Consider the following 24914-nt stretch of genomic DNA (forward strand, 5'->3'; position numbering starts at 1 on the left):
CTATGGTCCCACGTTGCGCAAGTGACATCATGGATAGGGTGCCCGCCGTGTCCAGCGTTTTCGCCTCCGACAACGCCGCCCCCGCACACCCGAAGGCCCTCGAAGCCATCCTGGCCGCCAACGACGGCACCACCACCTCTTACGGCGGCGACCCGATCACCCAGCGCGCCTCCGAGCGCGTCAAAGAGATCTTCGACTCCCCCAACGCCGACGTTCTCTTCGCCTTCACCGGCACCGGCGCCAACATCATCGCGCTGGCTTCCGCGGTCCGGCCCTGGCACGAGATCCTCTGCAGCGACATCGCGCATTCCCTGCTCGACGAAGCCGGCGGCCCAACACTCGTCTCCGGCGCCAGCCTGTTCGCGCTGCCCAGCGACGACGGCATCATCGACCCGGCTTTACTGGACCGCCGCATCACCCGCCGCGGCGACGTCCACCACTCCCAGCCCCGCATCGTCACCATCACCCAGTCCACCGAGAACGGGCGGGTCTGGCAGCCCGACGCCATCGCCGAATTCATCGACCACGCCCACGATCTCGATCTGCTGGTCCACGTCGACGGCTCCCGGGTCGCCAACGCGATTGCCGCCCTTGATGTCCCGCCGTCCCAAGCCGTCGGCGATGCCGACGTCGTCACCATCGGCGGCACCAAGAACGGCATGCTGTTCGGCGACGCCATCCTGGTCCGCCGCCCCGAACACTTCACCGGCATCGAGTTCGTCCAGAAACAGATCGGCCATCTGGCGAGCAAACACCGTTATGTCTCAGCGCAATTCGACGCCATGCTCGCCGACGGCACGTGGCTCCAAGCCGCCGCCCACGCCAACGCGATGGCCGCCCGGCTCAGTACCGGTATCACCGGCCTCGGCCTGCATCTGAGCTCCCCCACCGAAGCCAACGAGGTGTTCGTCGATCTCCCGGCCGAGGCGCTGTCCGCCTTACGGCAACACTTCGCCGTGCATTCGCCCGACCCGCACAAGCCGGCGGTAAGGTTCGTCTGTTCGTGGGCGACCACCGACGACGACGTCGACGCCGCACTACGCGCACTCTCGCAAGCCCAGGATCACATCATCTAAGGAGCCACATGCCAGTCACCACGGTGTATCTGGCACGGCACGGCCGCACGGCATTCAACGCCGAGGACCGCATGCGGGGACTGAGCGACCCGCCGCTCGACGAGGTTGGCATCACCGAGGCCCAGAAGCTCGCAAAAGCCCTCGCCGACAAAGGCCCGGCCACCGTGATCAGCAGTCCGCTGCAACGCGCCGTCGCCACCGCGCAATCGATCGCCGACGCGGCCGGCGTGCCCGCGACTGTCGACATCCGGCTCAATGACCGCGACTACGGCCCGCACACCGGCGCCAAACGCGCCGAGGTCATCGCCCGCTACGGCAGCATCGACAACGCCCCCGGCGTCGAGCCACTCGAGGCCGTCCGGCAGCGAGCCATCGCCGCGTTCACCGCACTGGTCGACGAACACCACGGCGGCCCTTTGGTTCTCGTCTCGCATGACGCGTTCAACCGTGCACTACTCGGCCAGCTCGACCCGACCCTGACCGACGCCCCTCAGCGCACCGCATGCTGGAACAAGCTCAGCCGGGTCGACGGCGTCTGGCGCGTCGAAGAATACGATCAGAAGCCGGACTAGAGCTCGGCGAAGACCGTCTGGCCGTCCGCGTCGATGACGTAGCGGTCGGTGCCCTCCGCGACGCGCGCCTGGTCGGCCTTCAACGACACCGCGATCTTGTTGCTCGCGTTGCGCATCACATCCAGCGTCAGCTCGCGGGCCTGCTCATGCGAGAAGTGCTCCCGCACACCGGAAGCCACCGCAGGGCTGATCCGCGCCGGCGACCAGATCAGCGCGTCGGCATAGCGCAGCGCCGCCTTGTGCGCCTCGGTCAGCAGCTCCGAGGACTCGTAGTGCTCGATATCGTCGTACATCGACTCGCTGCCGCCGGCGTCCAGCGCATTGCCCTCGCGCAGCGATTTGCACAGCCGGCAGTCGTGCGCGACCGCCCCGCGCAACCGCACCACCTCCGTGGTCACCGGGTCCAGCGACTTGAGCTTCGCCACCCCCGGCAGCAGCTGGTTGAACAGCACATCGGCGGCGTCGATGCCCGCGTCCCACACCGGCTGCTCAGGCACCCAGTGCACCGGCAGCCCGAGTACCTCCAGCCCGTTGCGCACCCGGGGCAGGAAGTCGGCGAAGAACATCTGGATGACGGCGCCGAACGCGCCCGCGCCCAGCGCGGTGGTCAGCGACTCCCGCTGGCGATCAGAGATCGCCGATACGTCGATGCTGAACTGCTCCGCGAACTCGGCCACCACCTTCTCGGCGTCCGTCTCGGCCGCGCGCACCGGCGTCTGCGCGGGCAGCGGCGTCAGCGACAGCGTGTCACCGCACGTCGCGCGGATCAGTCCCAACAACCGCTGCTGGTCGGCCGGTGACTGCCCCACCAGCGCGGTCAGTACTGCATCAAGATCGTCAGACATCTTTCGATTATTGCGCTTGGCTGACCGAAGACATGTGGAAGTCGGGGATTCGCAGCGTCGGCATCACCGCGCGGGTCGCCCAGTCACCCCATTCGCGGGGCAAAGTCGGCTCGGCCACGCCCGCCTCGGTGGCCCGGCGCAGCAGATCCAGCGGGCTCTCGTTGAAGCGGAAGTTGTTGACCGCCGCGGTGACTTCGCCGTCTTCGATCAGGTAGACGCCGTCGCGGGTCAGCCCGGTCAGCAGCAGGGTGGTCGGATCGACGGTGCGGATGTACCACAGCGTGGTCAGCAGCAGGCCGCGCTCGGTGGCCGCCACCATGTCGGCCAGCTCGGCGCTGCCGCCGGTCATCAGCAGGTTGTCGGCCGGGATCGCCGGTGTGGTCCCGAACTCGATAGCCGCGGCCCGCGGATAGGCCAGCGCGTTGATGACACCGTCGCGGATCCAATCGACCCGCCCGATGTCCATCCCGTTGTCGAACACCGAGATCGTCTCCGAACCGCTGGCCGCCGCGACGAACGGCGCACATTGCAGGCCCGCCGCGAACGGGTCGGAGTACATCGTCAGCGGCAACGCGGAGAGCTTCTCCCCCACCCGGGTTCCGCCACCGGGGGCCGACAACGCACTGCGGCCCTCTTCGGCGCCGCGGCCGTCCATCGACCAGCCCAGGTAGATCATCATGTCGGCCACCGTCGACGGCGGCATCAACGTCTCGTAACGACCCGCGGGCAGCTCGACGGTCCGGTCGGCCCAGCCCAAGCGCAGCGCCAGGTCGTCGAGCAGCGCATCGGTCGAGACGTCGGCAAACCACGGCGTGCTCACCCCCGCCCACGCGCTGGCACCGCCGCGTTTGGCGTTGACCTCCACCGTCCCGGTCGGCTGGGTGAAGCGCCGACGGATCCCGGTCGAGGTGGCCAGGAACGTCGTCTCCACGACGTGATGGGCGTAGCCGTAGAGCCGGTCAGTGCGGCCGAAGCCGCGGGACAACGATGCGGCGACATCGGCGAACACCGCAGCACCGGTCTCCGGCACCGGCGCGTTCCAGTCGTCGGGAGTTCCCTTGCCGGTCAGCAGCGGTGCACTGTCCCTGGCCTCGGGTGCGGCATGCGCGGCCTGCTCGGCGGCGGCGACCAGCCCGCCGATCGCGGCCGGGTTGACGTCGCTGGTGCGGTTCACCCCGGTGTGCGAGGTATCACCTTGGCGCACAATGGAAATCACGGTGGTCGACCGGGTGGTCGAGACCCCGTTGGTGGTCATCGAGTTGCCGGCCCACCGCAGCGAGGCCTCGGCGCGGTCGGTGACGATGACGATGGTTTCGTCGACGGTGGCGGCCTGCAGCGCCAGCTCGACGACCTGCTGTGCGGGGATCATCGGCCGGACTCCTCCCGCGTATTGAGAACGTTGACACCGCGGAACAGCGCCGACGGGCAGCCGTGGCTGACCGCGGCGACTTGACCGGGCTGGGCCTTGCCGCAGTTGAATGCCCCACCGAGGCGCCAGGTCGACGGTCCGCCAACGGCTTCCATCGAATTCCAGAAGTCGGTGGTGGTGGCCTGGTAGGCGACGTCGCGTACCTGACCCTCCAAGCGTCCGTGCCGGATTCGGTAGAACCGCTGCCCGGTGAACTGGAAGTTGTAGCGCTGCATGTCGATTGACCACGATTTGTCGCCGACGATGTAGATGCCGTCGTCGACGCGGGCGATCAGGTCGTCGGTGCTCAGGTTGTCGGTACCCGGCTGCAGGGACACGTTGGCCATCCGCTGGATCGGGACGTGGTGCGCGGAGTCGGCGTAGGAGCAACCATTGGACCGGGCCTGACCCAGCCGCGGTGCGAACACCCTGTCCAACTGGTAGCCGACGAAGACGCCGTCGCGCACCAGGTCCCAGCTCTGCGCGGCCACCCCTTCGTCGTCGTATCCGATTGTGGCCAAGCCGTGTTCGACGGTGCGGTCGGCGGTCACGTTCATCACCGGCGAGCCGTAGCGCATGGTGTTCAGCTTGTCCGGGGTGGCGAACGAGGTGCCCGCGTAGGCCGCCTCGTAGCCGATCGCGCGGTCGTATTCGGTGGCGTGGCCGATGGATTCGTGAATGGTCAGCCACAGGTTGGTCGGGTCGATCACCAAATCGGTGGGGCCGGCGACCACGGTGGGCGCCTTGGTCTTGTCGGCCAGCAGGATCGGCAGCTCCGCGAGCTCGGTGCTCCAGTTCCACACGTCGTCGCCGACCAGTGCCTCCCAGCCGCGGGCCATCGGCGGGGCCAGCGTCCGCATCGACTCGAAGCTGCCCGCGGCGGCGTCGACGGCCACCGCATCCAGCGCGGGCATCAGCCGCACCCGCTGCTGGGTGATCGACGAGCCGAAGGTGTCGGCGTAGAACACCTGCTCCTTGCAGGTGTTGACCATCGCCGAGACGTGGTCGACCCCGTCGGAGGCCAGCAGCCGGCCGGAGTACTCGCCGAGCACCGCGATCTTGTCGGCGGTCGACACCGTGAACGGGTCGATGGCGTAGCTCGATACCCAGGTCACGTCGGCGTAGACCGGTTCGGGTGCCAGCTCGATGCGCTCGGCGTTCAGCGGGGCCAGCGAGGTGGCCACCTCAACCGCGCGGCGGGCGGTCTCGGCGGCGACCTCGGGGGCCAGCTCGGCATGGGAGGCGAACCCCCAGGTGCCGTCGACGATCACCCGCACCGCCAAACCGATCTCCCGGTCGGACACCGCACTCTGCAGTTCACCGTCGCGCAGCTGCACCACCTCGGTGGTGATGGCGTGGATGCGCAGGTCGGCGTAGCTGGCGCCGGCCGCACGGGCCGCCGACAGGGCGGCGTCGGCGAGCTCATGGCGCGGCAGGGCCAAGAAGTCGGCGTCAACATCACGTGGACTCACGTGCTACACCGTAACGGCAGGCCCGGTGAACCCGCTTTAATGGCCAGGGTGACCACTCGGCGTGTGCGCTCCACCCTGCTGGGGTACGCGCTGCTGGCGCCGAGCCTGTTCGGAGTGGTGTGCTTCCTGCTGCTGCCGATGCTGGTGGTGGTGTGGCTGAGCCTGCATCGCTGGGATCTGCTGGGCCCGATCCGCTATGTGGGGCTGGACAATTGGCGCTCGGTGCTCACCGACGCCAGTTTCGGCAACTCGCTGTTGGTGACGCTGGCCTTCATCGCGATCGTCGTTCCCGCCCAGATCGTGCTCGGTTTGGCCGCCGCCGCGCTGCTGGCCCGCGAACTGCCGGGCAGCGGCGTGTTCCGCACCCTGTACGTGCTGCCGTGGGTGTGCTCACCGCTGGCGGTCGGCGTGTTGTGGCACTGGATCCTGGCGCCCACCGACGGCGCGGTGAGCACCCTGCTGGGCCGCCGCATCGAATGGCTCACCGATCCGGGGCTGGCGCTGCCGGTCGTCTCGGCGGTGACGGTGTGGACCAACGTCGGTTACGTGACGCTGTTCTTCCTGGCCGGCATCCTGGCCATCCCCCCGCAGATCCACGCCGCCGCGCAGCTCGACGGCGCGACCAGCTGGCAGCGGTTCTGGCACATCACCCTGCCGATGCTGCGCCCGACGCTGTTCTTCGTCTCGGTCACCGGCATCGTCAGCGCGGCCCAGGTGTTCGACACCGTGTACGCGCTGACCGGCGGCGGGCCGGCCGGACGCACCGATCTGGTGGCGCACCGCATCTATGCCGAGGCGTTCGGCGCCGCGGCGATCGGGCGCGCCGCGGTGATGGCATTGGTGTTGTTCGTCATCCTGGTCGGCGCGACGATCGTCCAGCATCTCTACTTCCGTCGGCGGATCAGCTATGACCTCACGTAACGCGCTGATCTATCTCGGGCTGCTGGCCGGTGCGCTGATCACCCTGGCCCCGTTCGGGTTGAGTCTGCTGACCTCGTTCACCTCCGCGCAGCAGTTCGCCACCGGGACACCGCTGTCGCTGCCGAACCCGCCGACGCTGGCCAACTACGCCGGGCTCGGTGATGCCGGATTCGGCCGGGCGCTGGCGGTCACCGCGCTGATGACGGCGATGATCACGCTGGCGCAGTTGACGTTCTCGGTGCTCGCGGGTTACGCGTTCGCCCGTCTGGAGTTCACCGGCCGCGACGCGTTGTTCTGGGTGTACATCGCCACGCTGATGGTGCCGGGCACCGTCACCGTCGTCCCGCTGTATCTGATGATGGCTGAGCTTGGGCTGCGGAACACGTTCTGGGCGTTGGTGTTGCCGTTTCTGTTCGGCTCGCCGTACGCGATCTTCTTGCTGCGCGAGTACTTTCGCGGCATCCCCGCCGACCTGGTCAACGCCGCCCGCCTCGACGGCGCCAACACCCTCGACGTGATCGTGCACGTGGTGTTGCCCGCCAGCAAGCCGATCCTGGTGACGCTGACGTTGATCACCGTTGTCAGTCAATGGAATTCGTTCATGTGGCCGCTGGTGATCACCAGCGGTGGCACCTGGCGGGTGCTGACCGTCGCGACAGCCGGGTTGCAGACCCAGTACAACGCGCAGTGGACGTTGGTGATGGCGGCGACGACGGTGGCGATCGTGCCGTTGATCGCGCTGTTCCTGGTGTTCCAGCGCCAGATTGTGCGCTCGATCGTCGTCACGGGCCTGAAATGAGCTGGCCGCCACGGTTCTCCACCCGGATGCTGGCCGGGCTGATCACGGTCGCACTGCTGCTGGTGGCCGGCGCACTCGTGCTGGGCCGCACGAGCGAGCCGTCCGGGAAAACGATTGTCACGGTGCGACTGTGGGATCCCGCGGTGGCCGCTGCCTACGCGGAGTCGTTCGCGGAATTTACCCGCACCCACCCTGACATCGAGGTACGCACCGACGTCGTCGCCTACGCCAGCTACTTCGACACCCTGCGCACCGACGTGGCCGGCGGCGGCGCCGACGACATCTTCTGGATCAACAACGCCAACTTCGCCGAATACGCCGACAACAACCGGCTGATGGCGATCGAGCCCAGCGCCGACTGGGACCCGTCGGTGGTCACCCAGTTCACCCGCGGCGGTGCGCTGTGGGGGGTGCCGCAGCTGACCGACGCCGGAATCGCGCTGTACTACAACGCCGATCTGCTGGCCGCCGACGGTGTCGAACCCACCGAACTGGATTCGTTGCGCTGGGATCCCGACCCGAGTGTCGACACCCTGCGGCCGATGTTGAAGCGCCTCACCCACGGCAGGCAGTGGGGCTACAACGCCGCCAACGACTTACAGGCCATCTACCTCAACTACATCGGCTCGGCGGGCGGGGTGTTCTCCGACGGCGATCGGTTCGCCTTCGACAACCCGCAGGCCGTCGCCGCGTTCACCTACATCGTCGGCCTGATCAACACCGATCAGGTCGCGCCGCCGGCGTCGGACACCAACGACAACGGCGACTTCTCCCGCAACCAGTTCCTGTCCGGGCGGATGGCGCTGTTCCAGTCGGGCACCTACAACCTGGCCCAGATCGCCGAACGGGCGCCGTTCCGCTGGGGCGTGGCGCTGTTGCCGGCCGGGCCGGCGGGCCGGGTCAGCGTCACCAACGGCATTGTCGTTGCGGGCAATCCGGCCAGCCGCCATCCCGACGCGGTGCGCCAGGTGCTGGCCTGGCTGGGCGGCACCCGCGGCAATGAGTACGTCGGCCGCCAGGGTGCGGCGATCCCCGCGGTGTTGTCGGCGCAGGCGGTGTACTTCGACTACTGGTCAGCCAAGGGGGTGGATGTGCGGCCGTTCTTCTCGGTGCTCGACGGCCCACGCATGACCGCACCGGGCGGGGCAGGTTTCGCGGCCGGCTATCAGGCGATCAAGCCGTACTTCGACGAGATGTTCCTCGGCAGAACGCCCGTCGCCGATGCACTGGCCGCTGCCCAGCACGCGGCCAACGCCGCCGCCGCGCGCTAAATGCCGGCGAGCACCGTTGCCTGCAGGGCCGCCGACACCACAATGACCAGCGCCGAGATCGTCAGCACCACCCAGTCGGCCCGGCGCGGGCCCGATGGTGCCGCCGAAATCAGGCCGGTCCCACCGCGTGCGGTGATCGCATCGCCCATCTCGTCGGCACGGCGCAGCGCCACCGTGATGCCCGCGGCCATGAGGTCCACCATCTCGATGGCCCAGCGTCGGCGTCGGGCCCGACGGGTCGTCAGCACCGGCCGCGGACGCAGCCGTCGCGCGGCGTAGAGCAGCCGGAATTCATCGAGCAGCATCGGAAAGGCCCGCAGCGACAAGGCAAGTGCCACAGCCCAGTCGTCGACCGGGATGCGGAAGGCCTTCAGCGGCCGGCCCAGCCGCGCCACCGCGGGCGCGACGTCGGCAACATTCGTCGTCCACGACACCAACATGCCCAGCGCCAACAGCACGATCGCGACCACGGTGATCCGCACGAATTTCAGCAAGCCACCGAGCGCGATGTCATAGGCCCCCACGTGGAACTCCGGTGCCCCACCGCCGAGTGTCGCGGTGACCCCGCCCAACAGCAACAGGATCCACAGCCACATGGGCACCGACGGCACCACACCGCGCGGGATGCGTGCCAGCCGAATCGCGATACCAATGAGGATCGTGACCAGCGCCAGCGGCAGCCAATCCGGGTAGAACGCGAGCAGGGCCGAAAAGGCGAGAACGACAATGATTTTGGTGCCTGCCCACAGCTCGTGGATCGGCGAGGTGCCCGGCACCGGGCGCAGGAGCACCACCGGACGGCGCTGACGTGCGGTGGTCATGACGGCCCCTCCGTCAGCACGCCGTCGTTCAGATGCAGGGTGCGCGGGCACAGTTCTTCCAGCCCGACGAAGTCGTGTGAGATCACCACGACGGTCAGGCCACTGTTGCGGCGCAGGTCGCTCAGCAGCCGCAGCAGGCCCTGCTGGCTGGCGGCATCCAGCCCGGCCAACGGTTCGTCGAGGATCAGCGCCTGCGGCGAGCGCGCCAGCAGCCCGGCCATCACCACCCGGCGCATCTGGCCACCGGAAAGCTGATCGATACGACGCCCCGCCAGCGAGGCATCCAAACCCACCTTCGCCAGCGCGGCCGCCACCCGGGCGCGGTCGCGATAGGAAAACCCGGCCGCAGAAGCAACTTCGGTGTCGACTCGGCCGCGCATCAGCTGCAACCGGGCGGCCTGGAACGCGATCGCCACCTCGCCGACGCATTCCGACGCGGGGCGTCCGCGCACCAGGCACGAGCCGGTGGTCGGTGTGGTCAGCCCCGCCATGATCCACGCCAGGGTGGACTTGCCGGAACCGTTGCCACCGTGGATCAGGACGCCGTCGCCCTCGTGCACGGTGAAGCTGACGTCGTCCAGGGCGGGCTTGGCCCACGGTGTGCCGCTGGCATATTCGTGGCTGACATGCTCGAGCTGCAACACCGGCTCGGCCGAGCGCGGCGCGATGCTCACCGTCGGCGCGGGTGCGGCGGCGCTCTCGACCAGGTGGGAGTTGTCCACCGATTCGCTGAGTTTGACGATCCGGTCGGCGGTGTCGGCCTCGTTGTTGTAGTGGGTGATCTGGACCAGCGCCATCTGGTGGCGTTCGGTTAGGCCGGACAACACCGTCAGCAGCGCTTCCCGCCCAAGCTGGTCGACCATGCTGGTTACCTCGTCGGCGATCAGCAACGACGGCTGGCGGGCCAGCGCCGCGGCCACCGCAAGGCGCTGCAGCTCGCCGCCGGACAACCCGCCGGTGTCGCGCTCTTCCATGCCCGCCAATCCGACCTCGTCGAGCAAACTCGCGACGTCGGTCTGCGTTCCCGGTGGCAGGCCCCAGACGACGTCGTCGGCGACTCGCGTTCCCAGGACCTGACTTTCGGGATGCTGCATGATGACCGCCGTCCCGCCCAGCGAACCCAGGCCGACCGCGCCAGGGCGCTCGATCGCTCCAGAGGTGGGTTCGCGGCCGGACAGCAGCAGCATCAGCGTGGTCTTCCCGGAGCCGTTGGCGCCGGTGATCGCCACGTCTTCCCCCGCGTCGACCGCCATGCTCAGCGGCCGCAGCGCGTCGTGCGTGGCGCTGGGGTAGCGGAACCGGGCATCGACCAACCGCACCGGAACCGGTGCGACGGGCCCGGTTTCGTCGCGGATCTCGAGCTTGTGCACATCGGGGATGCCGCTGAGCCGATCCAGCACCCGCGACAACGCCCACCACCCGACCAGCGTCACGATCATGATCGAGAACATCGCGTAGGCCATCAACAGCAGCGGCCAATACTGCAGCGCGACGCTGAAGAGGTGCTTGGCGTCCTGGGCCGCCGGCCGGAACGGCTCGAAGTGCGACACCACCGAGATGACGCCGTCGAAATTGGCGGTCATCGCCTGGAAGGTCAAACTCCGCAGCCGCACCAGGACCGTCAGCGCCGCGATGATGAAGAGCCCGAAGACCACCCCGGCCACCAGACCCACGGCGATGACGGTGGGGGTGCCACGTCCGCGGCGTTTCATGATGCCGGCCAGCCCACCCACATAGGCGCAGTTGACCACCACCATCAAGCCGCTGACACCGGCGATCAGGAACGCCACGACGCTCGCGGCGAACGTCGAAGCCACCAGCACCCGGAGGCGGTAGCGGTAGCCGAGCAGTCCCATTGGGACCGTGGTCAGCAGCGACAGGCCCCCGGCAAACGGAACGACGACCGAAATGATCGACAGCGCGGCCGCGAGTGCGGCCATCACGGAAGCTTGGGCCATCTCCACCGGCGACAGCGAGCCAGTGCGGCGGCGATCAACCGACGGTCCGGAGGGCTGCTGTGCAGGAGCCTCCGGTCTCGTCGCGGTCATCATCCGATTCTGCCAGCCGTTACGGCCGGGCCGTCGGTTCGACCGGCCGCGTCCAGGCCGCCTGTGGACATCCTGTGAGAAATGCCACCGAACCCGTGGACGACAACATAGGATTTCTATGTAAATATGGGACGTATGAGTCCGCAGCCCACCCAGGAACACCGCGGCGCCGCATCCGGTCTGGGATCCGAGCTGCTCACCGTGGTCGCCAGACTCAACCGGCTGGCCACCCAGCGGATCAGACTGCCACTGCCCTGGGCACAGGCCCGGCTGCTCGGCACCATCGACGACCAGGGCGAAGCCCGTATTTCCGATCTGGCCGAACTCGACCATTGCTCCCAGCCCACGATGACCACCCAGGTCCGTCGCCTGGAGGACGCCGGCCTGGTGGCCCGCACCCCCGATCCCGACGATGCGCGTGCCGTCCGCATCCGCATCACCCCCAAGGGTCAGACGATCCTGACCCAGGTCCGGGCAGACCGCGCCGCGGTGATCGACCCGCGTATCGATCGGCTGTCCGAAGAGGACCGCGAAATTCTGTCGACCGCCGTCGGAGCACTGCATCGCCTGCTCGACGACCTCGACAGCTCCCCGAAGTAGTTAGGAGTGAGCCACTCATGTGGCGCCAACCCAAGGCCGTCTGGGCCGTCGCGTTCGCATCCGTCGTCGCCTTCATGGGAATCGGGCTCGTCGACCCGATCCTGAAACCCATCGCCGACAATCTCAACGCCACACCGTCACAGGTTTCGCTGCTGTTCACCAGCTACATGGCCGTCATGGGCGTCGCGATGCTGATCACCGGTGTGGTGTCCAGCCGCATCGGCCCGAAACGCACACTGCTGCTCGGCCTGGTGATCATCATCGCCGGCGCCGGACTGGCCGGGATGAGCGACACCGTGATGGGCATCGTGGGCTGGCGCGCACTGTGGGGCCTAGGCAATGCCCTGTTCATCGCGACCGCGCTGGCCACCATCGTCAACTCCGCGCGCGGCTCGGTGGCCCAAGCGATCATCCTCTACGAGGCGGCGCTGGGGCTGGGCATCGCGGTGGGCCCACTGGTCGGCGGCGTGCTGGGTTCGATTTCCTGGCGCGGGCCGTTCTTCGGGGTGTCGGCTCTGATGGCGGTCGCTCTGGTGGTGACGACCGTGCTGCTGCCCGAAACGCCACGCCCGCAACGCGTGACGACATTGGCCGATCCGTTCCGGGCGCTGCGGCACCGCGGCCTGCTCGGCGTCGCAATCACCGCACTGCTGTACAACTTTGGCTTCTTCACGCTGCTGGCATTCACGCCGTTCCCGCTCGACATGGACGCCCATGGGATCGGGCTGATCTTCTTCGGCTGGGGCCTGTGCCTTGCGTTCACCTCGGTGGTCGTCGCCCCACGGCTGCAGCACCGCTTCGGCACGGTCCGGGTGCTGGTGATCAACCTGCTGTGCTTCTCGGCGCTGCTGGCGGTGATGGCGGTTTTCACCGACGACAAGGCCATCCTCGCGTCCTGCGTGGTGGTGGCCGGCCTGTTCATCGGCATCAACAACACGCTGATCACCGAGACGGTGATGAAGGCCGCACCCGTCGAACGCGGTGTGGCCTCAGCGGCCTACAGCTTCATGCGGTTCGGCGGCGCCGCCGTGGCGCCATGGCTGGCCGGTGTGCTGGGCGAGCAGGTCAGCGTGCACCTGCCGTTCTGGGTCGGCGCGGGCGCGGTGTTGGCCGGCGCCGGTGTGCTGCTACTGACGGCCCGGTACTTGAGCGGTATTGACACGCCGGAGGATGAGCTCGAGGAGATCACCGAGCAGGCCACCGCGGTCACCATCGGCAGCGACAGCTGACTCAGGGCCAACCCCGAGGAGAACGATGCAGTTCTGGTGTGGCACCCCGTTTATGAAGCCGACGGAAGCTGTCGCGGTGGCCCGCATGGTCGACGAGGCCGGCTACGACGGCATGATCTGCGCCGATCACCTGATCTACCCGCGGGACCTGCGCTCGCCGTATCCCTCGCCGACCGGTAAGCCCGGCTGGGCGCCGGAGACCGCGTGGCCGGACACCTGGGTCATGATCGGGGCGATGGCCGCGGTGACGACGCGACTGCGGTTCTCCAACGCGGTCTATATCGCGCCGGCCCGCCCCCTGCTGGAAGTCGCCAAGGTGGTGGCGACGGCTGCAGCGCTGTCCGAGGGCCGGGTGTCACTCGGCGTCGGAATCGGTTGGATGCGTGAGGAATACGAACTGCTGGGCCAGGAATTCGGGAATCGCGGCAAACGCCTCGACGAGATGATCCCGGCCCTGCGCGCGCTGTGGCAGGGCGGCTGGGTGTCCTGGACCGGCCAGCACTACCAAGTGCCGGAGATGATGATCGAACCGCATCCGCCCCAGCCGGTTCCGATCCTGTGCGGCGGCGAGTCCGACGCCGCGCTGCGCCGGGCGGCGTCACTGTGCGACGGCTGGATCGGCACGGCCTACACCTTCGACGACGCGGCGGCCTACGTCGCCAAGCTGGACGCGTTGCGCCGCGAATTCGGCCGCGCCGAAGAACCTTTCGAGATCATGCTGGCGCTCATCGATCCGCCGTCACCGGAGCTGTACAAGCGGGCGCAGGACATCGGTATCACGGCGGTGATGTGTGCCCCATGGATGGCAGATCCCAGTGTCGCCACCGGTAGTGATGTCGAGCGCTTCCGGGGTCCGATTGAACGGTTCGCCGAAACCGTTATTGCCCAATGCCGTTGAGCACTCACATCCAGATGGTGGCCTTCGGGCCTTCCCTGGGCTGAGCCAGTGGGTGGCCGGCGCCGAGCAGGTTGCCGGTGATGATGGCAGAAAAGCGGTTCATTGCGATGTCGAAGATACTGTTGTTCATCGGCTGCTCGATGAAGTGCCCTATCCGTTCGGCAGCAATGAACACCACCATCAGCAGCAGTCCGATCGCAATACCGGCGAACGGGTGGGCGGTTCCATCCAATCGGCTGAATGCCATGATCGCGAAGAACCACGCCAGCGAGCGAATGAAGATCTCGTAGGGCAGCGGGATCGGCTCGTTGCGGATGCGTTCTAGGCCGCTCTGAGCGCTCACCAGCGCGGTGTTGACGCCCATCAGCATCACGCGGGCCTGGTGGTCGATACTGCCCGTGGCGGACAACGCCTGAATGTCGACGGCCTGGCCGGTCATCAGGTCGACGGCGCTGGCGTCCGCCGGGTCCTCCGGGGTCAACTCGACGACCCCGGGAACCGGGGCGATGCCCCGTAGCTCGGCAGCGAGCTGCCAGGCGTAGCGGACCTGACGTCGGCGCATCCGATCCAGAACGACGGCCATTTCGGGTGCACCGGTGTCGACGGAACTCAGGCCGTTGTGGGTGGCGCGGGAGTTGATGATGACATTGCCCCACAGGGTGCGGGCCTCCCACCATCGGTTGTAGGCGATGGTGTTGCGGAAGCCGATGAACACCGAGGCGCCGATACCCAGCACAGACAGCACGGAGGCGGCGTACTCGATCTGCGTCGGGTCAGGAACCGGTATCAGCGCGGCGGCCACCGCCAGGACCGCCAGCAGATCCCAGCGCAGCCGCCACAACACCAGCCAGGACACCTTGAGCGGGCCCAGCTTGCCGACGCTACGAATCACCGCGTCAGCGTATTACCTGGTCGCATCAAAGCAGTGCTTCGACAAGATTTCCGACCAGGTAGGTCGCCGCGATCGCGATGGCCCCGAAGGCCAGCTGTCGTGCCGATCCGAACCACATCGAGCCCTTGGTGAACCGGGCGGCCACCGCACCGGCCACCAGCAGCCCGACGGCGCTGCAGGACAGGCCGACCCACAGTGATTCCGACCCAAGCAGATACGGCAGCAGCGGAATGAGCGCACCCAGCGCGAACATCACGAACGACGAGATGGCCGCCACCACCGGCGACGGCTTTTCGTGCGGATTGACCCCCAGCTCCTGAACGAGGTGGAAGTTCACCGCCCGGTCCTCGTCGCGGTGGATCTCCTCGGTGGCCGTGCGCGCGGTCGCCTCGGTCATGCCCATGTCCACCAACATGGCGACGAGTTCGGTGCGCTCGGCCTGCGGATGGCGTTTGAAGGAGCGCCGTTCGACCCGCACCTCGGAGTCGATTTGTTCGTTGGCCGTCGTGACGGACGTAAATTCGCCGAGCGCCATCGAGAACGCGCCCGCGAGAAGCCCGGAAACGCCACTGAGCACCACGGTGTGAGCGCCGGCGCCGGCCGCCACCCCGGCGATGAGAGCGCTGTTGCTGACCAAACCGTCCATCGCACCGAAGGTCGCGGCCCGTAGCCAGCCACCAGTGACGTCGGCGTGGCGATGATCAATCTCGTGCGGCAGGACGACTTTTTGTTTCGGTGTGATGTCCCTGTCGGACTCGGACATGTGGCCCATTGAACGCCAACCGACCGACTCACATTGACTCAGGTTTGCCTGTGTTTGCCACATCCGCGTTTACGGAAGGGGCCGCGGGGATACTTTCGGGTGATGACCACCACTGCGGAGCACCTCCGTAACGCGCTCGACGGCCGCTGGCGAGACGTCAAGAACGCCGTCCGCACCGAACTTTCCACCCAGGTCTTCAAGCCGCATTACACCCCCAACACGGCCATCGCCCGTGCGAAGGTGGCCGAGCAGATGTCGATCATGGCGGCCGCCGGCGCCGCGGAGGACGGGTTCCGAAAAGAGCACGGCGGCAACGGCGACGTGGGTGCCGCGGTAGTCCGGATCGAAATGCTCGCGATGTCGGACCTGTCGCTGATGGTCAAGGCGGGCGTGCAGTGGGGACTGTTCGGTGGCGCCATCGAGAACCTGGGCACCGAGCGCCACCACAAGGCCTACGTGCAGCGCATCATCGATCTGGACCTGATCGGCTGCTTCGGGATGACCGAGACCGGCCACGGCAGCGACGTGCAATCGCTGGAGACCACGGCCACCTACGACCCGGCGACCGAAGAGTTCGTGATCAACTCCCCCACCCCGTCGTCACGCAAGGACTACATCGGCGGTGCGGCCGAGACTGCCCGAGTGTCAGCGGTTTTCGCTCAGCTGATCACCGGCGGCGAGACGCACGGCGTGCACTGTTTCGTGGTGCCGATCCGCGACGAGGACGGCAACGACCTGCCAGGCGTGACCACGTCGGACTGCCTGTACAAGGGCGGGCTGCCCGGCGTCGACAACGGTCGCATCATGTTCGACAACGTCCGCGTTCCGCGGGAGAACCTGCTGAACAAGTACGCCGACGTCGCCGCTGACGGCACCTACTCCTCGCCGATCGAGAACTCCGGCCGGCGCTTCTTCACCATGCTGGGGACACTGATCCGCGGCCGGGTGACCGTCGGCGGCAGCGCGGGCGCCGCAGCACGGGTAGCGCTCGACATCGCCGTGCGATATGCGTTGGAGCGCAAGCAGTTCAGCGCCCCGGACGGCGAAGGTGAAGTACTGATCATGGATTACCTGGTGCACCAGCGCCGGTTGTTTCCGCTGATCGCCCGCTCATACGCACTGCAGTTCGCGCAGAACGAGTTGGTGGCGAAGCTGCATGAGGTGCAGACCTCAGACAGCCCCGATGCCGAAGAACAGCGTGAGCTGGAATCCAGGGCGGCCGGCCTGAAGGCAGCCAACACCTGGCACGCCAGCGCGGCGATCCAGGAGGCTCGCGAAGCCTGTGGCGGCGCAGGCTATCTCGCCGAGAACCGGCTGATCGCACTGCGCGCCGATACCGACGTGTTCACCACCTTCGAGGGTGACAACCATGTGCTGACGCAGCTGGTTGCCAAGGAGCTGCTGACGGCCTACGCCGACGACATCAAGGGCATGAGCCCGGTGGAGTGGGTGCGCTTCGCCGCCAACTTCGCGGGTGACCGGGTGCTGAAAAGGACTGCCGCCGAGACGATCATGCAAAGGATTCTCGACACTCGTCAGGACAGCGAGGAGGAAGGCAGCCTGTTCAACCGCGGTACTCAGGTGAAGATGTTCGAGGACCGCGAGGAGTATCTACTCTCCTCGGTGGCGCGCCGGCTGCAGAGCAAGGCGAAAGAGATGTCCGCGTTCGACGCGTTCAACTCCGTGCAGGATCACGTGCTCGACACCGCCAAGGCGCACATCGACCGGATCGTGCTCGAGGCGTTCGTGGCGGGCGTCGATGCCTGCGAGGACGAGGAGGCCCGCACCATCCTCGGGCTGGTGTGCGACCTGTACGCGCTGTCGGTGATCGAGGACAACAAGGCCTGGTTCATCGAACACCGCTACCTGTCCACCGAGCGGGCCAAGGCCGTCATCCGCGCCATCAACGAACGCTGCCGAGCGCTGCGGCCGTACGCCGAACTGCTCGTCGACGGCTTCGGCATCCCCGAGCAGTTGCGTTACGCGGAGATGCTGCACCCGGAGAACCTGGACTAACCCGTTCACGCTTTGTTTTGACAATTTTGACAAAACCTTGGGGCTGACCCAGTAACGTCGCGGCCGTGGAATTGAGGCTGCAACGCATCGGTGCGTGGTGCGGAACGATCATGATCGTGCTGTACGGAACGAGTCTTTCCGGGATAGCGCGGATGTTCCCGCCGCTGTCGCCGGTGGCATCGCCGGAAGAGATCGCCGACTTCTACGTCGACCACAAGATCTGGATCCGCATCGGTATCGCCGGGTGCCTGCTGACGTCGGTGATCGCGCTGCCGTTCCTGGCCACCATCGTGCTGCGCATCCGCCGGATCGAGGGCCAGTGGGGCATGCTGTCGATGACGCAGCTGTTCGCCGCGACGATTTTCGTTCCCGCCCTGCTGTTTCCGTTCATCATCATGGCCGCCGCGGCCTTCCGGCCTGACTCCCGGCCACCGGATATCACCCAGGCGCTCAACGACGTGTTCTGGTTGATGTTCATCGGCATCGTCGGGACGATCATCGTGCAGAACATCACGCTGGCGATCGCGTCGTTCATCGACAAGACCGAGCCGCAGACGTTTCCGCGCTGGTATGGCTACCTCAACCTGTGGGTGGCGCTGCTGTCGCTACCGGGCTGCGTGGTCGTGGTGTTCAACGACGGGCCGCTGGCCTGGCACGGGGTGTTCGCGTTCTACATCCCGGGCCTGGCGCTGACGGTGTGGATGTTCTCGACCACCTACGTGCTGAACCGCGGCATCAAGGCCCAGCAGCTCGCCGAAGTGTCATGACGGCGGTGGGACAACCACCAGCTAGCGCGCGACGCGTCCCCGGCGAACAGGGCACCTGGGTATTCCTGTTCGGCGACATGCTGGTATTCGCCGTGTTCTTCGCCACGTTCATGGTCGAACGATCCAAGGCGCCAGAGGTTTTCGACGTGGCACGCAAGACGCTGCACGTCAACATCGGCCTGGTCAACACGCTGGTGCTGCTGACCAGCTCACTGTTTGTGGTGGCCGCGATCGGCGGCCTTCGTAGCGGGGCCCGTGCCATCGCCGCCAGGGCGCTGCTGGTCGCGATCGGCTGCGGCGTGGTGTTCGTGGCACTGAAGGTCACCGAATACGTCCTGCTCGTGGGCGCCGGGCACACCGCGGGCGCCAACCACTTCTACCTGTACTACTTCATCCTCACCGGGCTGCACCTGCTGCATGTCTGTATCGGCATCGGGGTGCTGGCCTTGATGCTCACGCAGACCCGGCGGACCGAGCTGTCCGCGACCCGGTTCGCGGTGATCGAGGGCGGCGGCTGCTTCTGGCACCTGGTCGACCTGCTGTGGATCGTCCTGTTCCCACTCCTGTACCTGGTGAGCTGATGTTGGCCTTGATGCGTAACCGCGCCGGCGCGAGCTGGCTGATCCTGGTGGCCGCCACGCTGGCGTCATGGGCGCTGGGTGCCGACCACGGCACCGGGTCCCTGGTGGCGGTCGGCGTGTTGGCGATCGCCGCGATCAAGGTGCGGCTGGTGGGCCTGGACTTCATGGAATTGCGGCACGCCCCGATCCCGCTGCGGGCAGCGTTCGAGGTGTACTGCGTGGCGCTGTGGGCGCTGCTGTCCGGCCTGTATTTGTGGCTCTGACGCGTGTCGCCTAGTTCTTGATGGTGGTATGAGTTTCGTCGATGACAGTCCCTGCGAACCTCTGCATGTCTTTGTTGATGCTTTTGAGATCGCTTCCCGCAGAAGATGACTTCACGAAGGCGTCGAACAATTTTGCCGCCTGCTTGTACGTTGCCGCATCATGGTTACCAGCGCCGAGGAGGTTCCCTTCAATCGTCCCAAAGTATGTGGTGTTCGTCAGGGCAATAGCGCCTTTGTCGGTGCCAGAAGCGCTGTACGACAACTCTGCTGCGATTTGAGATACCTTGGGGACCAACAGATCACCAATGTCGACAATATCGACGACACTCTTGGTGGAACCGGCCTTGACTCCCAGGTCGTCCAGTGTCTTGGAAATTGGCGCACCGTACAGGACCATGGTTTTCACCGCGCTCCTGCTGTTTCCCACCGCCGCGTAGTTCTGCAGCTGGATGCCACCACCGCTGAAGCCGACCAACATGATTTCCGTCGGCTTCCATTCGCCATACATGGTGTCGATGAAATTGCTGACGGACGGATTCAGTTCACCGAATGCGACTGCGCGATACGCGGCCGCCAGGTCGGTCTCGTTGAAAACGATGCCCGACATGTAGACCACCATCCGCTTGGTCTTCTTGTCGGACCCCAGGACCAGTTGAGCACTGATCACGTTGGCGCCGCCGATGTTCGCGTATAGGTTTTGGGCGTTGGGCGTCAACGTGATTGGCGCGACGTTCACCTTGACCGCCACGTTCGTGGTGCCGCCGTGCGCGTCGCTGATCGTGACAGTGAAACTGTCGGTCTTCACCGCCGCACTCGCATTCGCCGCCCCTGCATCCAAACGCGCCTGTTCGGTCGGCGTGTACGTCAACGAACCGTTCGCACCCATTTCGACGGTGCCCTTCGACGGTGTGGACACGGTGAAGCTCAGGGAATCCTTGTCGGCGTCCTTGGCGGTGACAGTGACGGTGACCGCTCCGGTGGTCGTATTCGGTGTCCCCGCCTTCGCCTTGGCGCTGCTTGGCGCCGCGTTCTTCGGGGCGATCGCCACCGTGACCGGCACGCTGACTGCCGTGCCCACGCTGTTGGTCACGGTGATCGTGAACGTGTCAGTCTTGTCGGCAGAGCTTGCAGACGTGGCCGAGGCGGCATGCCCAGCGGCCGCGGTGGGAGTGTAGGTGAACGCTCCCGTGGTCTTATCGATCGTGACCTTGCCCTTGCTGGGCGTTGTCGCCGAAAACGTCAATGCATTGCCGTTCGGGTCGTTGGCAGTGACCGACCCTTTCACGACGCCCGTCGAGGCAGTGGGATCGCCGACCGAAACCGACACCACCGGAACGGCGTCGGCTGGATACATCGTCAGGACAACGACATCGAAGCGCACCGGGCTCGACGCGTAGAGTCGCCCCTTCGAGGTCACGATGACGTTTTCTGCGTAACGCATGCTCGGGCCGAGGTTGACCGTGTCGATCACTGTGCGACTGGCGATGTCGACAGTGTTCACGACGTCGTCCTCGACCGCGAATAAGTACTTCGCGTCCGGGCTCAACCGGATTTGACGGATCCAATTCGTCGAGCCGGCGTTGAACGTGGCCAGCACGTCACCGGAATTCACGGAGACGATCGCAATATCCTGGTTGCCGTTCTGCATAGCGACGATGGCGAAGGCGCCACCCGGAGTCAGAGCGATGCTCTGTGGACTGGAACCAGCGTCTCTGATGTCAAATGGGGCGACCGCTCCGGTTGCGAGGTCGACCTTCAACAGCTCCGCAGGGTAGCGGTTGGTCGCGGCGACCACAGCGCTCTTGCTGTCCACGGTGACCGCGAGATCGGTGATCGCTCCGTCGAAAGTGACGGTCCGGGTGACCTTTTGCGACGCCGTGCTGATAACGGACACGGCGGCGTTGTAGCCGACCCCGTAGTTGGTGGGGATGCCCCATCCGACGACGACCGACTTGCCGTCCGGCGCCACGGAGATGGACGTCTCATATGCGACGCTCGCACCGAGATTGATCGTCTTCGAGAGCGCGTTCGCCGTGCTGATGATAGCCACGACACCGACGCCGCTAGACGTGCTCGTCGGGCGATAGCCCGCTGCGTACACCCGCCCGTCCGGGGCGACGGCCACGCTGGTGACCGCGAAATCGGTCTTGATCGTCTTGGCGACCTTGTTGGTGGTGGTATCGATGACCACCACCGCACCTGCAGACATATTTGGGGTGACGGAAGCGACGTACACATAGCGGCCGTTGGGGCTCGCCGCCAACGCCTCGGATACGTAACCACCCAGGTTGACCACGGCCGCGACAGTGGGATCAACCGCAGCGCCCGGAACCGCTTGGGCCGCAGCGGGTGTGATGGCCGCGGGCAGGGCCGGAGCGGTCTCTGCCAGCTTGCGCGGCGTGGACCTGATGGAAAGCCGACCCGAGGCGGCCTTCGGGGAAGCAACGGCGCTGGACGTCTGAGGTGCGATGCGCAACCGATTCGAGACGGCGTGCGTGGTGCCCGACGAGTGCGACCTGGTCGCCCCATTCGGTGACGCGGAACCGCTGGCACTGCGGCTCGACGACGATGACGAACCATCCGAGCCAGTGGTGTCGGCGTGCGCGACGCCACTCGCGGTTGCCAGCGCCGCCCCAACCCCCAGTGTGAGCGCCCCAGCGCTCAACCAGGAGTACGCCTGACGTCGACAGACACGAGTTCGATGCCGACTCCTCGGCTTCCCATGCTTCATCGCCACAATGCGCCCCCCTGCCAAATCAGCGAATGCATAGACAACTACCAGCTAATTGACGGGTTTGCACAATGAACACGCGCTGTTGAGCTGCATGAAGTCCGGGGCGTCCGGTGAATCAGGCCCGAGTAAGGCCATCGGTGTCGGTGCTGGCTCCCCCGCTTGGACTCGAACCAAGAACCGTCCGATTAACAGTCGGAAGCTCTGCCAATTGAGCTACAGGGGACTAACTTCTTCCCGCAGGAGCGCGCGTGCGCTGATGCGGACCGGAGAGTGACTTTAGCTTATCGGGCACCCTCGACGCCAAAACGGGTGGGCGGGCGCCAACCCCGTCGCGTCAGGCAGGATGGTGGGGCGGGGTTTCGATGGAGGGAGCGCAGTGATCCGGTTTGTGGCCACACTTGGAGTGGGCTATGTGTTGGGCACCAAGGCCGGCCGTAAGCGCTATGAGCAGATCGTCGGCACGTTTCGCGCGCTCACCGGCAATCCCGCCACCAAATCCGTGATCGACGCCGGCCGCCGCAAGCTCGCCGATCGGGTGTCACCGGATGCTGATCCGAAGATGGTCACGCTCACCGAGATCGACGCCAACACCACCGTGGTGGAACCACAGCGGTCGGAAACGCAATAAGAGCGGGCAGTTAGCCCATCGGGATGCTGATGGTCTGACCCGGCAGCAGCGGACCGGTGGAGATACCCACACCCGGGCTACCGCTGTTGGGGCCGCCGATGCCGACCTGCGGGGTGCCCACGCTGACGTTGTTGTTCGAGTAGCTCAGGCATTGCCCGTCGCCGCGGGAGCCGAACCACGCCAGGCAGGTGCCGGTAGCGGTGGTGGTCGACGAGGACGAAACCGTCAGTTCAGCCAGGGCCGGGATCGCAGCCGCAGCCACGACGAGCGCGCCAACAGCGGCGATACGGCGGGCACGAGTGTTCGCGGTAGTCATATCTGACCTTTCGCCGGAGATAGGCAGTCCGTTAACCATAACCTGCTCACAGTTATCACGCAGTGAGGTCGTCGCCGCTGGCCTGCTCCAGCAGGCTGCGCCGATACGCCTCCAGCGCCACCAGGTCGCCGAACAGCGCGTGATATTCGTCGCCCTGCTCCACTGGCGACATCCGCTGCAGCTTGGACTTGACCTCGGCCACCTGGCGGCCTACCCAGACCTCCTGCAGCCGGGCCAGCACACCGCCGATGTAGCGCGGGAGTCGCTCTTCGTCTTCGACCCGGATCCCCTCGACACCGAGCTCCATGATCAGGCCTTCGGTCACCGCGGCGCCGCACTGTTCACGCACCGTGTCGATCCACTGACCACCGGTGATGCCCGACGCCGTCCCGCCGGCGGCCGCGATCGCGATCCGCACCGCGGTATAACCGGGATGGGTGAAGCTCTCCGCAGTGAGCGAGTCGAAAACCGGCCCGGCCAGCGCCGGGTACTGCAGCGCCGCCTTGAGCGCTTCGCGTTGCGGCCACAGTGTCGGATCGCGGGGGTCGGGCCGCCGCGCCGCGCCGTCGACGGGCGGGGTCGGCCGCCCCGCAGCTTGGCGGCGGTTATCGCCGCGAGCCCCGGGTTTGTGGCCGGCTTCCTCGCGAACCCGGGCGATCACCTGCGCGACGTCGTCCCAGCCGACCCAGCCCGCGAGCTGGCGGGCGTACTCGTCGCGCAACGTCGGGTCCTTGATCTGGGCGACCATCGGCACGCACCGGCGCAGCGCCGACACCCGACCCTCGGCCATCTCCAGGTCGTGCTCGGTCAGCGCGGTGCGGATGGCGAACTCGAACAACGGCGTGCGCCGAGCCACCAGATCGCGCAGCGCGGTGTCCCCCTGCGCGAGCCGCAGATCGCACGGGTCCATGCCGTCGGCCGCGACGGCCACGTAACTCTGGCCGGCCAGGTTCTGTTCTCCCGCGAACGCCTTCAGGGCGGCGGCTCGACCGGCCGCGTCGCCGTCGAACACGTAGATCAGTTCGCCGCGAAAGAACTTGTCGTCCATCATCAATCGCCGCAGCATCGAGAGGTGTTCGTCGCCGAACGCGGTACCGCACGAGGCGACCGCGGTGGTCACCCCGGCCAGGTGCATGGCCATCACGTCGGTGTAGCCCTCGACGACGACGGCCTGATGCCCCTTGGCGATATCCCGCTTGGCCATATCGATGCCGAACAAGACGTTGGACTTCTTGTACAGCACGGTCTCTGGGGTGTTGACGTACTTCGCTTCCATCGTGTCGTCGTCGAAAATCCGGCGTGCGCCGAAGCCGACGGTCTCGCCGCTGGCGCTGCGGATGGGCCACAGCAGCCTGCGGTGGAAGCGGTCCATCGGGCCGCGCCTGCCCTCGCGGGACAGCCCGGCGGCTTCGAGTTCCTTGAACTCGAAGCCTTTTCGGATCAGATGCTTGGTCAGCGAATCCCAGCCCGACGGCGCGAAGCCGCAGCCGAATTGGCGGGCAGCGGCGGCGTCGAAGTTGCGCTCTTTGAGGTACTGCCTGGCCGGCGCGGCCTCCTCGGATTCCAGTGCGGCAGCGTAGAACTCCTGTGCGGCGGCGTTGGCGGACGTCAGCCGGCTGCGGCTGCCGCGGTCACGCTGCACGCTGGTGCCGCCACCGCTGTAGGTCACGGTGTAGCCGATGCGGTCAGCCAGCATCTCCACGGCTTCGACGAAGCTGACGTGTTCGATCTTCAGGATGAAGGCGTAGACATCACCGCCCTCCCCGCAGCCGAAGCAATGGAAGTGGCCGTGGTTGGGCCGCACGTGGAACGACGGCGACTTCTCGTCGTGGAACGGGCAGATGCCCTTCATCGAGTCCGCGCCGGCCCGGCGCAACTGGACGTAGTCGCCGACGACGTCTTCAATGCGGACCTGTTCGCGGATGGCGGCGATATCGCGATCGGAGATGCGACCCTTTCGGTCGCCGCCCGCGCTCACCGCTCCTGCCATCGGC

Annotated in this window: 24 protein-coding genes and 1 tRNA gene; 14 read left to right on the forward strand and 11 right to left on the reverse strand. The window is 66.6% G+C overall.

Annotated elements, in window-relative coordinates; translation table 11 throughout:
- The first annotated feature begins 29 nt into the window (after positions 1–29).
- Together SLQ31_RS27380 and SLQ31_RS27385 are read left to right on the forward strand one after the other, a co-directional pair.
- On the forward strand, positions 30–1076 hold the full coding sequence (locus SLQ31_RS27380) for a threonine aldolase family protein (protein ID WP_319437328.1): 1047 nt from the start codon (positions 30–32) through the stop codon (positions 1074–1076).
- A gap of 8 nt (positions 1077–1084) precedes the next feature.
- The gene (locus tag SLQ31_RS27385) at positions 1085–1648 is read left to right on the forward strand and encodes a histidine phosphatase family protein (protein WP_319437329.1); all 564 of its coding nucleotides are present in this window, start codon (positions 1085–1087) and stop codon (positions 1646–1648) included.
- On the opposite strand, the gene SLQ31_RS27390 is transcribed toward SLQ31_RS27385, so the two are convergent.
- The 3 genes from SLQ31_RS27390 to SLQ31_RS27400 are packed head-to-tail and all read right to left on the reverse strand — an operon-like array spanning position 1645 to position 5373.
- Complete coding sequence (locus tag SLQ31_RS27390; protein WP_319437330.1) at positions 1645–2493, reverse strand: carboxymuconolactone decarboxylase family protein; 849 nt, start codon at positions 2491–2493, stop codon at positions 1645–1647. The genes SLQ31_RS27385 and SLQ31_RS27390 overlap by 4 nt on opposite strands.
- A 7-nt stretch (positions 2494–2500) precedes the next feature.
- Positions 2501–3862 (reverse strand): metallopeptidase TldD-related protein, encoded by a 1362-nt coding sequence (locus tag SLQ31_RS27395; RefSeq protein ID WP_319437331.1) that lies wholly within the window; start codon positions 3860–3862, stop codon positions 2501–2503.
- Complete coding sequence (locus tag SLQ31_RS27400; RefSeq protein ID WP_319437332.1) at positions 3859–5373, reverse strand: TldD/PmbA family protein; 1515 nt, start codon at positions 5371–5373, stop codon at positions 3859–3861. The genes SLQ31_RS27395 and SLQ31_RS27400 overlap by 4 nt, the downstream gene beginning before the upstream one ends.
- Positions 5374–5412: 39 nt before the next feature.
- Here SLQ31_RS27400 and SLQ31_RS27405 point away from each other — a divergent pair, with 39 nt between their 5' ends.
- The 3 genes from SLQ31_RS27405 to SLQ31_RS27415 are packed head-to-tail and all read left to right on the forward strand — an operon-like array spanning position 5413 to position 8364.
- Positions 5413–6294 (forward strand): sugar ABC transporter permease, encoded by an 882-nt coding sequence (locus SLQ31_RS27405; protein WP_319437333.1) that lies wholly within the window; start codon positions 5413–5415, stop codon positions 6292–6294.
- Positions 6281–7093 carry a carbohydrate ABC transporter permease gene (locus SLQ31_RS27410; protein WP_319437334.1) on the forward strand — a complete coding sequence of 271 codons (813 nt, stop codon included), beginning with the start codon at positions 6281–6283 and terminating at the stop codon, positions 7091–7093. The genes SLQ31_RS27405 and SLQ31_RS27410 overlap by 14 nt, the downstream gene beginning before the upstream one ends.
- A complete protein-coding gene (locus tag SLQ31_RS27415; RefSeq protein WP_319437335.1) occupies positions 7090–8364 on the forward strand; it encodes a sugar ABC transporter substrate-binding protein in 1275 nt (424 codons plus the stop codon). The genes SLQ31_RS27410 and SLQ31_RS27415 overlap by 4 nt, the downstream gene beginning before the upstream one ends.
- Here SLQ31_RS27415 and SLQ31_RS27420 read toward each other — a convergent pair.
- The gene (locus SLQ31_RS27420) at positions 8361–9185 is read right to left on the reverse strand and encodes an energy-coupling factor transporter transmembrane protein EcfT (protein WP_319437336.1); all 825 of its coding nucleotides are present in this window, start codon (positions 9183–9185) and stop codon (positions 8361–8363) included. The genes SLQ31_RS27415 and SLQ31_RS27420 overlap by 4 nt on opposite strands.
- Positions 9182–11233, reverse strand: a complete 2052-nt coding sequence (locus SLQ31_RS27425; protein ID WP_319437337.1) for a DUF2232 domain-containing protein — start codon at positions 11231–11233, stop codon at positions 9182–9184. Before SLQ31_RS27425 ends, SLQ31_RS27420 begins: the two co-directional genes overlap by 4 nt.
- Positions 11234–11368: 135 nt before the next feature.
- Here SLQ31_RS27425 and SLQ31_RS27430 point away from each other — a divergent pair, with 135 nt between their 5' ends.
- From SLQ31_RS27430 to SLQ31_RS27440, 3 genes are read left to right on the forward strand one after another with little or no spacing between them, the layout of a single operon-like run.
- A complete protein-coding gene (locus SLQ31_RS27430) occupies positions 11369–11833 on the forward strand; it encodes a MarR family winged helix-turn-helix transcriptional regulator (protein ID WP_413643147.1) in 465 nt (154 codons plus the stop codon).
- Between the two features lie 17 nt (positions 11834–11850).
- Positions 11851–13062, forward strand: coding sequence for an MFS transporter (locus tag SLQ31_RS27435; RefSeq protein ID WP_319437339.1), 1212 nt, complete (start codon positions 11851–11853; stop codon positions 13060–13062).
- Between the two features lie 25 nt (positions 13063–13087).
- Complete coding sequence (locus SLQ31_RS27440) at positions 13088–13960, forward strand: TIGR03619 family F420-dependent LLM class oxidoreductase (protein ID WP_319437340.1); 873 nt, start codon at positions 13088–13090, stop codon at positions 13958–13960.
- Positions 13961–13964: 4 nt separating this feature from the next.
- On the opposite strand, the gene SLQ31_RS27445 is transcribed toward SLQ31_RS27440, so the two are convergent.
- On the reverse strand, positions 13965–14852 hold the full coding sequence (locus tag SLQ31_RS27445; protein ID WP_319437341.1) for a bestrophin family ion channel: 888 nt from the start codon (positions 14850–14852) through the stop codon (positions 13965–13967).
- A gap of 25 nt (positions 14853–14877) precedes the next feature.
- Positions 14878–15615, reverse strand: coding sequence for a VIT1/CCC1 transporter family protein (locus SLQ31_RS27450; protein WP_319437342.1), 738 nt, complete (start codon positions 15613–15615; stop codon positions 14878–14880).
- 102 nt (positions 15616–15717) lie between these two features.
- Here SLQ31_RS27450 and SLQ31_RS27455 point away from each other — a divergent pair, with 102 nt between their 5' ends.
- From SLQ31_RS27455 to SLQ31_RS27470, 4 genes are all read left to right on the forward strand, one after another.
- Positions 15718–17631: an acyl-CoA dehydrogenase gene (locus tag SLQ31_RS27455; RefSeq protein WP_319437343.1), complete on the forward strand. Its 1914-nt coding sequence runs from the start codon at positions 15718–15720 to the stop codon at positions 17629–17631.
- Positions 17632–17741: 110 nt separating this feature from the next.
- Complete coding sequence (locus SLQ31_RS27460) at positions 17742–18398, forward strand: hypothetical protein (RefSeq protein WP_319437484.1); 657 nt, start codon at positions 17742–17744, stop codon at positions 18396–18398.
- Positions 18395–18979, forward strand: coding sequence for a cytochrome c oxidase subunit 3 (locus SLQ31_RS27465; RefSeq protein ID WP_319437344.1), 585 nt, complete (start codon positions 18395–18397; stop codon positions 18977–18979). Before SLQ31_RS27460 ends, SLQ31_RS27465 begins: the two co-directional genes overlap by 4 nt.
- Positions 18979–19242, forward strand: coding sequence for a cytochrome C oxidase subunit IV family protein (locus SLQ31_RS27470; protein ID WP_319437345.1), 264 nt, complete (start codon positions 18979–18981; stop codon positions 19240–19242). The genes SLQ31_RS27465 and SLQ31_RS27470 overlap by 1 nt, the downstream gene beginning before the upstream one ends.
- A 10-nt stretch (positions 19243–19252) precedes the next feature.
- Here SLQ31_RS27470 and SLQ31_RS27475 read toward each other — a convergent pair whose 3' ends face one another.
- Positions 19253–21538 (reverse strand): WD40 repeat domain-containing protein, encoded by a 2286-nt coding sequence (locus tag SLQ31_RS27475; protein WP_319437346.1) that lies wholly within the window; start codon positions 21536–21538, stop codon positions 19253–19255.
- Positions 21539–21710: 172 nt separating this feature from the next.
- Between SLQ31_RS27475 and SLQ31_RS27480 the strand changes: the two genes are divergently transcribed.
- Entirely contained in the window at positions 21711–21923 is a 213-nt protein-coding gene (locus tag SLQ31_RS27480) for a hypothetical protein (RefSeq protein WP_319437347.1), read from the forward strand.
- Positions 21924–22123: 200 nt separating this feature from the next.
- Here the strand turns inward: SLQ31_RS27480 and SLQ31_RS27485 are convergent.
- Positions 22124–22199: transfer RNA gene (locus SLQ31_RS27485), tRNA-Asn, on the reverse strand.
- Between the two features lie 153 nt (positions 22200–22352).
- Here SLQ31_RS27485 and SLQ31_RS27490 point away from each other — a divergent pair.
- A complete protein-coding gene (locus tag SLQ31_RS27490; protein WP_319437348.1) occupies positions 22353–22604 on the forward strand; it encodes a hypothetical protein in 252 nt (83 codons plus the stop codon).
- A gap of 10 nt (positions 22605–22614) precedes the next feature.
- On the opposite strand, the gene SLQ31_RS27495 is transcribed toward SLQ31_RS27490, so the two are convergent.
- Both SLQ31_RS27495 and dnaG read right to left on the reverse strand, forming a co-directional pair.
- Entirely contained in the window at positions 22615–22920 is a 306-nt protein-coding gene (locus SLQ31_RS27495; protein WP_319437349.1) for a hypothetical protein, read from the reverse strand.
- 55 nt (positions 22921–22975) lie between these two features.
- A complete protein-coding gene (gene dnaG / locus SLQ31_RS27500; protein ID WP_319437350.1) occupies positions 22976–24910 on the reverse strand; it encodes a DNA primase in 1935 nt (644 codons plus the stop codon).
- Between the last annotated feature and the right edge of the window lie 4 nt (positions 24911–24914).

Origin of the sequence: Mycobacterium sp. RTGN5 (assembly GCF_033804465.1) — a bacterium.
Lineage (GTDB): Bacteria > Actinomycetota > Actinomycetes > Mycobacteriales > Mycobacteriaceae > Mycobacterium.

What these genes read in the sequence shown, in the direction of transcription:
- SLQ31_RS27380 (WP_319437328.1), top strand. Translation starts at nt 30, where the DNA reads ATGGATAGGGTGCCCGCCGTGTCCAGCGTTTTCGCCTCCGACAACGCC.
- SLQ31_RS27385 (WP_319437329.1), top strand. Translation starts at nt 1,085, where the DNA reads ATGCCAGTCACCACGGTGTATCTGGCACGGCACGGCCGCACGGCATTC.
- SLQ31_RS27390 (WP_319437330.1), bottom strand. Translation starts at nt 2,493, where the DNA reads ATGTCTGACGATCTTGATGCAGTACTGACCGCGCTGGTGGGGCAGTCA.
- SLQ31_RS27395 (WP_319437331.1), bottom strand. Translation starts at nt 3,862, where the DNA reads ATGATCCCCGCACAGCAGGTCGTCGAGCTGGCGCTGCAGGCCGCCACC.
- SLQ31_RS27405 (WP_319437333.1), top strand. Translation starts at nt 5,413, where the DNA reads ATGGCCAGGGTGACCACTCGGCGTGTGCGCTCCACCCTGCTGGGGTAC.
- SLQ31_RS27410 (WP_319437334.1), top strand. Translation starts at nt 6,281, where the DNA reads ATGACCTCACGTAACGCGCTGATCTATCTCGGGCTGCTGGCCGGTGCG.
- SLQ31_RS27415 (WP_319437335.1), top strand. Translation starts at nt 7,090, where the DNA reads ATGAGCTGGCCGCCACGGTTCTCCACCCGGATGCTGGCCGGGCTGATC.
- SLQ31_RS27420 (WP_319437336.1), bottom strand. Translation starts at nt 9,185, where the DNA reads ATGACCACCGCACGTCAGCGCCGTCCGGTGGTGCTCCTGCGCCCGGTG.
- SLQ31_RS27425 (WP_319437337.1), bottom strand. Translation starts at nt 11,233, where the DNA reads ATGACCGCGACGAGACCGGAGGCTCCTGCACAGCAGCCCTCCGGACCG.
- SLQ31_RS27430 (WP_413643147.1), top strand. Translation starts at nt 11,369, where the DNA reads ATGAGTCCGCAGCCCACCCAGGAACACCGCGGCGCCGCATCCGGTCTG.
- SLQ31_RS27435 (WP_319437339.1), top strand. Translation starts at nt 11,851, where the DNA reads ATGTGGCGCCAACCCAAGGCCGTCTGGGCCGTCGCGTTCGCATCCGTC.
- SLQ31_RS27440 (WP_319437340.1), top strand. Translation starts at nt 13,088, where the DNA reads ATGCAGTTCTGGTGTGGCACCCCGTTTATGAAGCCGACGGAAGCTGTC.
- SLQ31_RS27450 (WP_319437342.1), bottom strand. Translation starts at nt 15,615, where the DNA reads ATGTCCGAGTCCGACAGGGACATCACACCGAAACAAAAAGTCGTCCTG.
- SLQ31_RS27455 (WP_319437343.1), top strand. Translation starts at nt 15,718, where the DNA reads ATGACCACCACTGCGGAGCACCTCCGTAACGCGCTCGACGGCCGCTGG.
- SLQ31_RS27460 (WP_319437484.1), top strand. Translation starts at nt 17,742, where the DNA reads ATGATCGTGCTGTACGGAACGAGTCTTTCCGGGATAGCGCGGATGTTC.
- SLQ31_RS27465 (WP_319437344.1), top strand. Translation starts at nt 18,395, where the DNA reads ATGACGGCGGTGGGACAACCACCAGCTAGCGCGCGACGCGTCCCCGGC.
- SLQ31_RS27470 (WP_319437345.1), top strand. Translation starts at nt 18,979, where the DNA reads ATGTTGGCCTTGATGCGTAACCGCGCCGGCGCGAGCTGGCTGATCCTG.
- SLQ31_RS27480 (WP_319437347.1), top strand. Translation starts at nt 21,711, where the DNA reads ATGCGCAACCGATTCGAGACGGCGTGCGTGGTGCCCGACGAGTGCGAC.
- SLQ31_RS27495 (WP_319437349.1), bottom strand. Translation starts at nt 22,920, where the DNA reads ATGACTACCGCGAACACTCGTGCCCGCCGTATCGCCGCTGTTGGCGCG.
- dnaG (WP_319437350.1), bottom strand. Translation starts at nt 24,910, where the DNA reads ATGGCAGGAGCGGTGAGCGCGGGCGGCGACCGAAAGGGTCGCATCTCC.